At 41.5% G+C, this 13,260-nt stretch carries 10 protein-coding genes; 8 read left to right on the top strand and 2 right to left on the bottom strand.

From position 1 onward, the window contains the following. The first annotated feature begins 10 nt into the window (after window positions 1-10). The 4 genes from V7K21_RS09960 to V7K21_RS09975 all read left to right on the top strand — a co-directional run bounded on the left by V7K21_RS09960 (window position 11) and on the right by V7K21_RS09975 (window position 6,576). Window positions 11-4,810: a PAS domain S-box protein gene (locus V7K21_RS09960; RefSeq protein WP_335173735.1), complete on the top strand. Its 4,800-nt coding sequence runs from the start codon at window positions 11-13 to the stop codon at window positions 4,808-4,810. Between the two features lie 237 nt (window positions 4,811-5,047). After that, a complete protein-coding gene (locus tag V7K21_RS09965; protein ID WP_335173737.1) occupies window positions 5,048-5,212 on the top strand; it encodes a hypothetical protein in 165 nt (54 codons plus the stop codon). Next, complete coding sequence (locus tag V7K21_RS09970) at window positions 5,209-5,373, top strand: hypothetical protein (protein ID WP_335173739.1); 165 nt, start codon at window positions 5,209-5,211, stop codon at window positions 5,371-5,373. The genes V7K21_RS09965 and V7K21_RS09970 overlap by 4 nt, the downstream gene beginning before the upstream one ends. Before the next feature lie 12 nt (window positions 5,374-5,385). Then, complete coding sequence (locus V7K21_RS09975) at window positions 5,386-6,576, top strand: DUF6575 domain-containing protein (RefSeq protein WP_335173741.1); 1,191 nt, start codon at window positions 5,386-5,388, stop codon at window positions 6,574-6,576. Between the two features lie 556 nt (window positions 6,577-7,132). Here V7K21_RS09975 and V7K21_RS09980 read toward each other — a convergent pair. Together V7K21_RS09980 and V7K21_RS09985 are read right to left on the bottom strand one after the other, a co-directional pair. Further along, on the bottom strand, window positions 7,133-7,771 hold the full coding sequence (locus V7K21_RS09980; RefSeq protein ID WP_335173743.1) for a histidine phosphatase family protein: 639 nt from the start codon (window positions 7,769-7,771) through the stop codon (window positions 7,133-7,135). A 166-nt stretch (window positions 7,772-7,937) separates the two neighbouring features. Beyond that, window positions 7,938-8,186: a hypothetical protein gene (locus V7K21_RS09985; RefSeq protein ID WP_335173745.1), complete on the bottom strand. Its 249-nt coding sequence runs from the start codon at window positions 8,184-8,186 to the stop codon at window positions 7,938-7,940. A gap of 545 nt (window positions 8,187-8,731) precedes the next feature. On the opposite strand from V7K21_RS09985, the gene V7K21_RS09990 reads away from it, so the two are divergent. The 4 genes from V7K21_RS09990 to V7K21_RS10005 all read left to right on the top strand — a co-directional run bounded on the left by V7K21_RS09990 (window position 8,732) and on the right by V7K21_RS10005 (window position 13,033). Further along, window positions 8,732-10,624, top strand: coding sequence for a lipoxygenase family protein (locus V7K21_RS09990; protein WP_335173747.1), 1,893 nt, complete (start codon window positions 8,732-8,734; stop codon window positions 10,622-10,624). Between the two features lie 108 nt (window positions 10,625-10,732). Further along, window positions 10,733-12,082: a cytochrome P450 gene (locus V7K21_RS09995; RefSeq protein WP_335173749.1), complete on the top strand. Its 1,350-nt coding sequence runs from the start codon at window positions 10,733-10,735 to the stop codon at window positions 12,080-12,082. A gap of 194 nt (window positions 12,083-12,276) precedes the next feature. Then, a complete protein-coding gene (locus V7K21_RS10000) occupies window positions 12,277-12,861 on the top strand; it encodes a hypothetical protein (protein WP_335173751.1) in 585 nt (194 codons plus the stop codon). A 22-nt stretch (window positions 12,862-12,883) separates the two neighbouring features. Then, window positions 12,884-13,033 carry a hypothetical protein gene (locus V7K21_RS10005; RefSeq protein WP_335173753.1) on the top strand — a complete coding sequence of 50 codons (150 nt, stop codon included), beginning with the start codon at window positions 12,884-12,886 and terminating at the stop codon, window positions 13,031-13,033. The last annotated feature ends 227 nt before the right edge of the window (window positions 13,034-13,260 follow it).

The following is a 13,260-nucleotide window of genomic DNA, read 5'->3' on the forward strand; positions in this document are numbered from 1 at the left end:
AGCAGAGACTGTGACTGCTGAAGTTCCAGCAACTATCACCCAAGACGTTGAACAGCTTTTAGCTAGGATCAGCGATGCTTTTATCAGATTGGATCGTGAATGGCGCTACACCTACGTTAATGACAAGCTAGCTGAACTAGCTGGGATGAATCAAGAAGACTTCTTAGGCAAGAGTATTTGGGAGTTTCCTGATAAAGTTAATAGCCTACTCTACACTGAACTGCACCGCGCTGTTGCCGAACAAGTTCCAGTAAATTTTGAGTGTTTCTATCCAAAATGGGATCGCTGGTTGGAAAACCGCGTCTATCCCTTAGAAACTGGCGTATCAATCTTAATTACAGATATTACTGAGCGCAAACGCAGCCAACAGCTTCTAACTGTAGAGTATGCGCTCGCTCACATCCTCACTGAGGCTACCACGCTTGTGAATGCGGTTCCAGCTATTCTCCAATCGCTTTGTGAAAGTTTAGGATGGCAAGCTGGGATAATTTGGAGTGGAGACGATGAAGCTAATGTTCTGTACCGCATGAGTAGTTGGTATTCATCTGACTTGGAGAAAGAACCATTCAACCAGCAGACAATTGCTTTTAATGAAGGTTTACCCGGTCAAGTTTGGGCAAGTGGTCAACCTGTCTGGATTTCAGAAGCCCAAAATGAGAATTTTTTTCCTGCCGCTATCGGATTTCCGATTCGGCTGAGTAATAAAATCTTAGGTGTGATTGAATTTTTCAGCGACCAAATTTCAGAGCCTGACACCAATTTACTCCAGATGATGAGTGCGATCGCCACTCAAATTGGTCAATTCATCGAGCAGAAGCAAACCGAGTCGTTACTGCAAGAAAGCGAGGAAAAATATCGCCAGATTTTTGAAACCCCAGGTGTGTTAATTGGCGAGGAAGACTTTACCATTGTTAAAGATTTAATTGATCACCTGAAAGCTGAAGAGGTTACAGATTTGCGGCAAGATTTGAGCCAACAGCAAGCTGCGCTGCGCGATAGTGAAGCACGCTACCGTTCACTGGCAGAAGCAAGCGCATCGATAGTCTGGAGGGCGGCACCTTGGGGCAACGTTGTTGATGATATTCCAACCTGGGAGGCGTTCACAGGTCAAAGTCCCGAAGAATACAAAGGATGGGGTTGGGTTGAGGCGCTGCACCCAGAAGATCGTTCCTCGATGGTGGCAATTTGGAAACAGGCATTTCCTACACGTAGTGTTGCAGTTGCCGAGTATCGTGTTCTGCGACATGATGGCGAATACCGTTACATGAATATACGCGGTGTGCCTATACTCGACGAAACAGGCGAAATTCGCGAATGGGTGGGAATGTGCTTGGATATTACCGAACGCAAGCAGGCTGAGGCAGACCGTGAGCGATTATTGGTGTTACTGAAAACAGAGCAGACTCGCTTGCTTGAAGCTAACGTTCTGCTTGATACCCTCTTCAATAACGCACCTATAGGTATTGGCTTATGGGATGAGAAATTAAGATACGTTCGATTGAATGACGCTTTAGCTGAGATTAATGGCTTTCCTCAAGAGGCGCATATCGGTAAGACCATCGCCCAACTGCTACCTGAGTTAGATTCTGCGGTGATCGAAGCTTTCCGCCATGTAATTGAGACGGGAGAATCTATTGTCCAAGAGACTAGTGGAGAGACACCCGCCGCGCCTGGAAAGCAGCGGTATTGGTCGGGAAATTATTATCCAATTAAACTAGCCGATGAAATTACTTGGGTGGGCGCAATCTGCCAAGAAATCACCGAGCGCAAGCTTGCCGAAGCAGAGTGCGAACAGCTATTCGAGCGGGAGCAAGCGGCTCGTGTTGAGGCTGAGGACGCCAAAGAGCAAGTTACCCAAATTTTGGAGAGGATCACTGACGGCTTTTTGGCCTTTGACAGTGAGTGGCGCTTCACCTACCTCAATCATGAAGCAAGCAGGAATCTGGGGCGTTCCTGCGAGGATCTGCTGGGAAAAAATTTGTGGTCAGAGTTCCCAGAACTGGCTGCTACTAGCTTTGGTCAGCTTTATCAAAGGGCAGTTGCTCTAGGAATGCCGCTTGAGCTTGAAGATTATTATCCACCCTTGGATGCATGGTTTGCGGTTCGCGCCTATCCTTCACCCACAGGGTTATCACTTTATTTCCGTAATATTAATGTCCGCAAACAGTCAGAGGCAAAACTGGGCGAGAGTGAGGCATGTTTTCGGCTGCTGGCTGAGAATTCAACTGATATTATTTCACGCCATACAGTAAATGGAACTCTTCTGTACATTTCACCAGCTTGCTACACAGTACTGGGGTATCAACCAGAGGAATTAGTCGGTCGTCTTAGCTATAAGTTAGTTCACCCTGATGATCTGGCACAGATTGCGAGGAATTACCCAGTCAATGCCAATTTACCAGATATTTGCACTATTACTCACCAGGCTCGTCACAAAGACGGACATTATATCTGGTTGGAAACAACTCTTCGAGCTATTCGCGATTGCCAAACTAAAGAAATTTTAGAGATGCAGACCTCTTCACGAGATATTACTGAGCGCAAGCAGGTGGAGGAGCAGCAGCGTTTTCTAGCTGAGGCTAGTGGGATTTTGGCTGCATCATTGGATTACGAGACAACCTTAGCCAGTTTGGCGCGTTTAGCAGTACCTGAAATAGCTGATTGGTGCTTAGTTGATATTATTTCTGAGAATCAATCAGTCCGCCGGGTAGCAGCAGTTCATGCCAATCAAGGGAAACAAGAATTGGTAGAACAGTTACAAAATTATCCGCCTGATTTGGTACAAACAGAAGGTGTTGCTGAGGTAATACGCACAGGCAAGTCACAAATTACTCATTTTCGTGACGAACAGATGCAAGTGCCAACCTACAACGCCGCTCATCAAAAAATCTTGCAAGAACTAAATCCGACATCTGGTATGAGTGTACCACTGATAGTTCGGGGACGAGTGCTGGGAGCTATGACTTTGGTATCTTCTTCAGGTCGTCGCTATGACACTAAAAGCCTGATGTTAGCTGAGGAGTTAGCTTGTCGGGCGGCGATCGCTGTTGATAATGCCCGACTCTACAAAGAAGCACAGCAATCTCAACAGGCGGCTTTACAGGCAGCATCTCGCACTGCCCGTCTGCAAGCTCTTACCGCTGCACTTTCTGAATCTCTAACTCCGACACAGGTCGCTGAAGTAATTGTAGATCAAGGTATGGCAGCTTTGGCAGCTAGTTCTGCTTTAATAGCACTAGTGACTAAAAGTGGCACTGAACTAGAAATTGTCCGGGCAGTAGGTTATCAAGAGGAAACGCTAGATTCATGGCGTCGATTCTCTATTAATGCATCCGCGCCATTGGCAGAAGCAGTGCGAACCAAAAAGCCAATCTGGCAAGAGTCAACAGCAACAAGGGTGGCTCGTTACTCACATCTTGCTCAGGAGTATGCTCGGTACAACTACCGAGCTTGGATTTCGATTCCATTGATCATCGAGGGACGAGCCATAGGTGGAATATCTCTAGCTTTTGCCGAAATTCAGGAGTTTAATCAGGATGACCATACCTTTATCCTGGCACTAGCACAGCAGTGCGCTCAAGCAATGGAACGTGCCCGTCTATACGAGGCAGAGCGAACCGCACGAGAAGCAGCAGAAAACGCCAACCGGATTAAAGACGAGTTTCTGGCAGTCCTTTCTCATGAGTTGCGATCGCCACTTAACCCAATTTTAGGATGGTCAAAGCTACTCCAAACCAAAAAACTCGATGAAAAGACAATCCCTCAAGCACTGAAGACTATTGAGCGAAATGCTAAGTTACAGGCTCAACTGATTGAAGACTTGCTGGATATCTCTCGGATTTTACAAGGTAAACTCAGCCTGAATATCTACCCAGTTGATCTGACATCTGTGATTTCAGCAGCAATGGAGACAGTGCGGCTATCGGCAGAAGCTAAGTCAATTCAAATGCATATCAGCTTGGAACCAAATTTGGGACAAGTTTTAGGTGACTCCAACCGATTGCAGCAAATCGTTTGGAACCTACTCTCAAACGCAATTAAGTTTACACCTGTGGAAGGACGGGTGGATATCCGATTGGAAAGCGTAAAGGGTATAGGGCACAGGGCACAGGAAACAGAAAATAGTCCTATGCTAAACCCTATATTTTATGTTCAAATCACAGTCAGCGACACAGGGAAAGGCATCGATCCTGATTTCCTACCTTACGTGTTTGAATATTTTCGCCAAGAGAACAGCAGCACCACCAGAAAATTTGGTGGATTGGGGTTAGGGTTAGCGATCGTCCGTCACTTAGTCGAACTGCATGGCGGGACAGTCCAGGTAGAAAGCGGGGGGGAAGATCAGGGGGCAACTTTTACTGTAAGACTACCGCTGATCCAAAATCAATCAGAGATTAAACAGGACAGTAGCGACTCAGAGCCATCCGCAAATTTGAATGGGGTGAAAATTTTAGTAGTGGATGACGATGTAGATACGCGAGAATTTATTGCCTTCTTGCTAGAGCAGTATGGAGCAAATGTGACAGCAGTGGCATCAGCAAATGAAGCCCTAGCCGCTTTAACCCAATCCTTACCAGATATACTTTTAAGCGACATTGGGATGCCAGAAGTCGATGGATGTATGTTTATGCGACAGTTAAGAACACTGTTACCAGAGCAGGGAGGGCAAATTCGGGCGATCGCACTTACCGCCTATGCTGGAGAAATTAACGCCAAGCAGGTACTAGAAGCCGGATTTGACAAGCATCTTGCCAAACCAATAGAGCCAGCCGAGTTAGTAGAAGCGATCGCCAACTTAATAGCTGAATAAACCTACCTCTACCTTCATCTGCAAAAAGTAAAGGCTCAGAAACTTTACAGATTTTATCTACCAGTTGTAGTAAATTAATGCTAGTAGTCTAGTAAATAATTTATAAATGTATAAATAAATTTCTTTTTGTATCCAAAAAGCAAAGGATGACGTATTCAAAACACTTCCCAGACAACTGTCCTCCATCACAATCCGATATTGCATCGGGGGAGTTTTACAGGTTTATTAAAAAGGCTCATGAAAGACCGCACCAAAAAGATTTTCTATCTTGGCGGCAAGAATTTCCAGACAGGGAATGTCCTGCAAGTCTATCCGAGTGTCAAGCCTGTGGAGTATCAATTCATTCGTCATTGGATGATGTCAAAAATCTATCTCTTAGAATCCCACGTTTTAAGAATATGAAAATTGCGAAGGGTTTTTTGAGTGATGGACTGGGAAGGATAAGGCATACTCCATCAAGGAATGAAAAATCTCATCATACTTGGTGGATACCAGAAGATAGCGAACCTTGTAAGGTTTTTGAACTAATTGATGGGAACCAAGAAGATTCCACTAAAACATAAACAGTTATAAAGATGAGTTTTTTGCCGGAAAGGACAATACTAGGACAGCTTGAAATCATAGAAGTTTATGACTTTTATGATAAGCCAGTATTGTTTTCCTGTAAAAATAAATCAGGATTAATTTTTATTGTACTTTGTGTAGATAGTTCTGAGTTTGCAGAGATATGGTTATATGCTTCCATGTCTTTATCTCGATTTCAGAGCGTAGTCCAGGGCGGAGTTGATCTGAGAGATATATTTATTAATACAGAAGATGCTTTTGTCTATCAGGTAGAAATTCCTTATGAAGATGATCTGAATGCTGTTGTTAAAACTATTGATTGCAATGAAATCCAAGATGAATATTTGCCAGGATTAGGGCAAACAATTGAATCTAAAGATAATTATGATGATCCTAATATTGAAACAGTTTCTACACAAAGAAGAAGAGAAATTTTATACTTTGTTTTACAGTTTCCAGAGAAAGAGATTGCAGAAGCACCTGTAGGTGATTTGGGATTAATTTTATATTCATTACAAGAAACAATTGATGCTATAGGACAAATAAAGCAAGGAAAATCAGAAAGCCACATAATACAACAAGAAGTAAAGCAAAAAACTCAAGTGGTTATGTCTGGTGTATTTAGTGGTTCATTTGGGATGCGTCTACAAGGTAATGTATATGAAGAAGATAGTTTAGGCTTAGGAGAGTCTTTCTTAGGGCAATGCTTAAAAGAATTTATACAGTTAATAAATCTTGGGGCAAACACAGAGGAATTACCAGCTAAATTAAATGTATTAAAAAGCAAAACTGTTTTTAAATATACTGAGTTATTAAAAGCTTTAACTAGAATTGGAATCAGTAAATTACACATAGACTGGGCTTCTCCTGGTAAAAAGGTGCAAACCGGAGAAATAGAACTAGAAACTATGTTTAAGGTTCTTGATGTCATCAAAAATACTAAGCTCAGAGCAGAAACAGAAATTTATGTAAATGTAATATTGACTCAGATTAATTACAGTAGTAGAACAACAACTTTACAAGAAGTAGGTTCTAGAAAAAAATACAAATGTTTTATAGCGGACTCTGCTATTAAAGACGTAGAAACTATTACTAAAACAATAGTGTATGTGGCAACTATTCAAGACTATGTGATATTATCTCCTGTTATTGACAAGGAAAAACACGAATATGAATTATTAAGTTTAAAGTTACAAACTTAGAAAATAGCGAAATTAATTTTTAATTTAATCTTGTTTTACTGGTGTTAAGTTTTGTTTTTTTCATTAAAAAATATCAATCTAGATAATAACTTTACTTTGTGCATATCTAAATGTAAATGAAGATAAGCAGCGTGCCATTGGCCAACGGCTGAAGTTTTAAACTCATTAATACCTAGTAGGTTGGTTGGCACGCTCATAGCCATTGTTGCAGGATGCTTTTACGTGATATAAAGTGTCGATTGGTATAATTGCTTGTACCAACACATTAGGGACATTAGTCATGTTAAATCTGTAAATTCGGACTTTGATATCAAAATTGATACCCTATACCGGGGCCTCTGGTGCAGTAGACATTGATACACCACCTTACAAACCACCAGCTAAGATGGGATAACTTCAGATTAATTACTTTTTCTTGCCCTTAGATTTCTTGCCTAAGTCCAATGAATGTCAGTTTTTTTGAGATAGGGAAAATTGAAGCTGGAAAGTTAGATTTTGTTGCCGCCTTTGCAGATATCATGTCAATAGTTTCTTGACAAACTACTAGTAGGGACTATTATGTTCCCGGACGAAAGCGAATATGATCGGGTATATGATGGCGATCGCCCAATATTTCTAATAAAGGACCATTAACGTCAAATTTAACCATACTTACCGACGCGACCAAAATATTCACCCGATAGCGATAGCGTCCCAAATCAATTCCCAGTAAACTGCAAAGCATAATCCGAATCGTGGCTTTATGGGAAACTACTAAAACATTACCTTGGGAATGTTTTTCTTGAATTTCAGCAATTACAGTCATAGAACGGTTAGCAATATCTACCGCAGTTTCTCCACCTAGTGGTGCATTCCAAGCGGGTTCTGTCAACCAGTTTACATAATTTTCTGCGTAATTCTCTTGGACAAACGATTTACTCTTAGTTTCCCATTCGCCGTAACTACCTTCTCTAAGTCCGTCACGCAACTGCATATCCATACCGATAGCATCACAAAATGGCTTGGCAGTTGCAATTGTGCGCTTCATCGGGCTAACATAAACCGCTGACCACTTCAATTTTTGATAAGCATCGGCAAAACTCTCTGCCATCTGCATCCCTTCTTTTGTCAACTGGGCATCAGTTTTACCGCAGAAATTACCACTTTGACTAAAAGTAGTTTCTCCATGTCGCAGTAAATATAAATTGAGTGTCATAGCTTGTATCGCGATTGGATAAAAGAGTTTGTGCAAAAATAAAATACCATCAATCTCTCAATCGAGTATGTGACACCAGGACAAAGTAATCAACCAAAAAAGTCAATCAACCACAAACTTTTGATTTCGTTGACAAAAAGGAGCGGTAAGAGCTGGTACTCTAGTTTTAGCCGGGATACGGATACCGTTGGCGAATTCCCCAAACAGCTAAACTGAACCGATTGAGAGCTTTTTGGGCAATTTTATCCCCAGATGCAAGATTCCCCAACTTCAGTTCATTCCGATACTTTACTAAGGCTACTTGAAGATAACCAATGTGGTTGGCATTTGTTGCTGAAGAAATGCCGCTTCTATCTGAACCAGGACTTACACAACTGGCACAGCGCAATGCCTGCGGCGGGCTACGCCTACGCATTTTTATAGTATTTATGTACTATGACAAGTGGCACATTCAAAAGGCATTGCTAAAATTAGTAACAGTAACCGACTGTGTTAAGTATTCTTCAAATCATCAGAAAACTAGTTGAGAATGCATAAAATAAATTATGTAGTTTATGATATTTCTTAAACTTAACTATCGCCAGTAACTTGTTTAGTAGTCAGATTAAACAATTGACTGGCATTGACATGATTTAATGCCGTAAAGGTCAGATTAAAAGAAATTATGAAAGCCTCGCACTATTTTAGTTTGGCTAAGGCTCAACGCTGTAACGTACCAGTATTATTTTGAATATTTTTTGAGCCGAAATTCCTTTAATGAAAGCTAGAAATCCCTGGTTACTAATGAATCTAAGGATTTGGTTAATTATGAATGAGTTAGGAGTGAGTGAGAAATTATATAAAATTTCTTTGAGAAAAATCAAAAATTTAAATTTGATTGCAATAATAGATTTAGCTAACTCAAACTTGTGCATCCTAAACTGTTAAAGTTATCTAAACCACTATACGTGAATAGGGGCAATGACTGCTTCATCATCAGATAATTCGATAACTTCCCCAAGTACTCATAGTCTATATATCACTAGGCAAGAGTATGAATATAACTATACCTATATTCCATCTATTGCTATGGTGGATCGGCTTTCTTCTGCGGAAGAGTTCACTACTAATTGGTATTTTTTATTAGCCCAGCAGTTACGAGTTCTTTTTGTGAATACCTTGATTGTCAACAGAGGAAATCAGGGTTCTGAATCGATTCGTGATGATGTCGAAAGGTTTATTTTAGAAGCCTTGGTCAAGGGAGCAATACCAGCCCAAATCAGCATTCTGGTGAGAATTCTACAAATTATCCCCCAGTTTTTGCTTAAACAGATATCTCAGGATATTAGAGAACTCGATGATCTTTTCTTCTCTATTCTTAAAGAAAACGGACTTGTGATCCTCAGAGATACTCTAAATCAGGTAATTACCCTTTTATATGAAGGACAACCCACAGGACATGCAACCAGTCTCAAGGACTACGAAAATTTGTTTGTAATGATTGGTGTACCAGCGATCGCCAAAACTTACCAGGAAGATGAAGTATTTGCCTACATGCGAGTAGCTGGCTACAATCCTGTGATGATCGAGCGAGTAACCAGTCCAGGCGATCGCTTCCCAGTCACAGACGAACATTACCAAGCAGTGATGGGAACTGACGATTCATTAGCAGCCGCAGGAGAAGAAGGAAGGCTCTACTTAGCTGACTATAAAATTTTATCCGGTGCGATCAACGGTACATTCCCACATGAGCAAAAATATGTCTATGCTCCCCTAGCACTGTTTGCCTTACCCAAAGGCTCAGACCCCACCCGTCTATTGCGTCCGATAGCCATTCAATGCGGTCAAACCCCAGGATCAGATTATCCAATCATTACCCCTAATTCCGGTAAATACGCTTGGCTTTTTGCCAAAACAGTTGTCCAAATAGCAGATGCCAACTTCCACGAACCTATTACTCACCTAGCAAGAACTCACCTGTTAGTTGGTGTTTTTGCGATCGCAACCTATCGACAACTGCCACTTACCCATCCCCTAAGAATTCTGCTGCGCCCGCATTTTGACAGTACCTTAGCAATTAACGATGCTGCTCAACGGATTCTGATTGCTCCTGGCGGTGGTGTCGATAGACTACTCTCAGCATCAATCGATAACTCCCGCGTTTTAACAGTGCTGGGGTTGCAAAGCTATGGGTTCAATAGTGCCATCTTGCCCAAGCAATTCCAACAGCGCGGTGTGGATGATCCCAACCTATTCCCTGTTTATCCTTATCGGGATGATGCACTATTAGTTTGGGATGCCATTCATCAATGGGTTTGGGATTATCTGAATTTATATTACCTCACCGATGAAGATATTCAGAAAGACACAGCCCTGCAAGCATGGGCAGCTGAGATATCAGCTTATGATGGTGGTCGTATCCCCGATTTTGGCGAGAATGGGGGCATCAAAACGCTCAATTACCTGAATGATGCCATTACGCTGATTATTTTCACCGCCAGCGCTCAACATGCTGCGGTTAACTTTCCGCAAAAAGATTTCATGAGCTATGCCGCGGCCATCCCAATGGCAGGTTATTTACCAGCCTCAACTCTCAAAAGAGAAGTTACTGAGCAAGACTACCTGAATTTGCTCCCCCCCTTAGATCAGGCGCAACGGCAATACAATTTACTCAGCTTATTGGGATCTGTATACTATAACAAGCTGGGCGAGTATCAGCAAGGACACTTTACAGACCAGAAAGTAAATCCATTGTTACAGGCATTCCAGAGTAATCTTCAGCGGGTAGAAGATACCATCAAGCAACGTAATTTGCACCGTCCAACCTATGAGTATCTGCTTCCTTCTAAAATTCCTCAAAGCATCAATATCTGAATTAGGGACTAGGAACTGGGAACCAGGGAAGGGAGATAAGGAAAAAAGGAAATAACTAATGCCCAATGTTCTATGAACAATGACCACTAAAACTCCAAAGTAAATATTATGACACTTAAAGATAAAGTCCTACAAGGTCACGATCGCCAGCTTTGGCTTGCACCTATACTAGCCAAAGTAGGTTATGACACTGCGATCGGCAAGTTTCTGCGCTTAGTTTTTTATTACATGGATGCCTCAATCATGCTCAACGCATGGCGAGACTTTCTCTACATCCGAAAGGACAATATTGGAGACAAGTATTTTGCCGTGGATCAAGCAATTATGCATTCCTCTCACTCCCAGGTGAAGGAACTAATGCAAACCCAACCACAGTTGCGGGGAAATGATTTAGGTATCATCAGAATATTAGCTCCTAGCTACCTGCTGGATAATCCTCTGAGCTTAGGAACCAACGGTAACGAACACACAGGACTGCGTGCTGTGTTCTTACAAGCCTTACCAGAACCGTCTGAACAGATAGACTTTTTAGGGTATCTAGTTGAGCAAAGCCTGTTAGAGGCTGCTAGAGAGAGCAAATTACACATCGGCAACGATTTGCCAAAGATTATGCTGTCGATTTTGCACCAACTGGTTTTTCAGATATCTTTATCTGAGGAAGAAATCACAGCATCGAGTAGTTACATTAAAGGTTTAGTTCTCGCATCCTTGCCAAATTTTATTAGCAAGTATCTGCTGGCAATATTAACAGCGCCAAATATTCGGCATCGTAAGCATTTAACTAAGCGATATAAACAATCTGCCAAATGGGCATCTTACTTTGAAACAGGCGCTCAGTATCAGTTGAACGAACACCAAATTGCTAATAGCCTTTTTGATATGATTCATATTGCTGGTACTGCCGGCACAAGTGGGCTTTTGGGATCTGTTATTGGTGTTCTATGCCTGGATAATGCTCTCAGAAATGATGTATTGTCAGAAGTCAATGCTGTTTGGAATGCCAAGGAAAGTTTAGACCCAGACGCTCTAGAACAGTCAACACTTCTCAATCAAGTAATTTTGGAAACGGCTCGTCTCTATCCACCTGTGCGATTTGTTAGCCAACTCACTACTGAAGCAGGTGAAGTTGAGATTGGAGAAAAAAAATGCCCATTCCAAAAAGGTACTCGCTTACTTGGCTCTATTTTAACAGCTAATCGGGATGCTAACAGATACCAAAATCCAGATGATTTTGACACAACACGGAATTTTTCAGATATCTTATCTTGGAACGGCGAAGGGCATGAGCGAGCCTGTCCTGGTAGAACCTTATCAATTGGCTTTATCAAGATTTTCTGTTTACATCTGTTCAAGAACTATCAATGGGACTCAATTACAGAAGTCAAGTGGGATTTTGAAAAAGTGACTGCCGTTACTCCTAATAGTTTAGTGCTACAAGGTTTTGCTCCACGGCTGTGAGTGAAAATGTCAGGTTTAGAGTTAGAGAATTGTCTTGGAAGCCTACACTGACTCTTTGAGTACAGTGTAAGAGGATGTCACGGTAATATTCATCAGTTTGGTGTATCGCCAAATTTTTAGACATCCTCTTATAAGCCTGTAATCATTTTTATTTTTTGTGTGTATTACTTACGAAGTAGGAATTACAAATTATTATGGCTGAATTAATCGAGAAAAAGCAACTCAATAATATTGCAACCTGGATGATTCCAATTAAACAAACAAACTTACCATCTGTCCTTAAAGGTGTATTTTTTCTGGATGGTAATCCACTGCCAGATACTTGCATCACTATGTACAATTTAGAATGGGATACACAGAAAAGAAGCTTAGATTTACCAGTCTTTGCACCGTTGCAGTGGACTTTTCATAACTCGATTGGTGGCTGGATATTACTACATTTTATTCAATGGTTTAAAGTAATTTACAAAATTCAGTTTACAGATGAAACTTTGCAGCAAGCTCAAATCATCCCTTTTTTGCTAGGTATAGAAATTTCAACATCGATTGTAAGTCTTACAATGTCTCAAGACAAAAATTCTCCCAATGGAGATATCTGGCACAGAAAGAACGTTTGGTTCGGCGGACTTTCTAGGGCTGGGGAGTATACTCTTTGCAAGGTTGTTGGTGAAGATGGTCGTTATACTCCAGCTTTTAACAATATGCTTACTAGGGTTCCAAATGAGTGTTTAGTGATTGCAAGAAACTCAAAAGACAACGCATATAGCAATCCTATTTGAGCAGGGAGGGCAAATTCGGGCGATGCCTACGGCGGTAAACTACGCACTTACTGCCTATGCTGGAGAAATTAACGCCAAGCAGGTGCTAGGAGCCGGATTTGACAAGCATCTTGCCAAACCAATAGAGCCAGCCGAGTTAGTAGAAGCGATCGCCAACTTAATAGCTAAATAAACTTGTCTCTACCTGTTTACCGTTACTTGATACGTTGAGGTGTGATTTTTATCACTGGAACATTTTAATTAAAACTAATTGTCAATCCCAAATCATATATCTGTAAAAAGATTTGCGATCGCTTGTTCCTTCGGGAGCATCCACTTTTGGCAGAAATACTCAAATAGCTAATAAACCATTGAGATAAGCACAACGAACCGAGAGGATGTGATTGACACTTTCAACAT

The sequence above is a fragment of the Nostoc sp. genome, assembly GCF_036919595.1.
Classification (GTDB): Bacteria; Cyanobacteriota; Cyanobacteriia; order Cyanobacteriales; family Nostocaceae; genus Nostoc.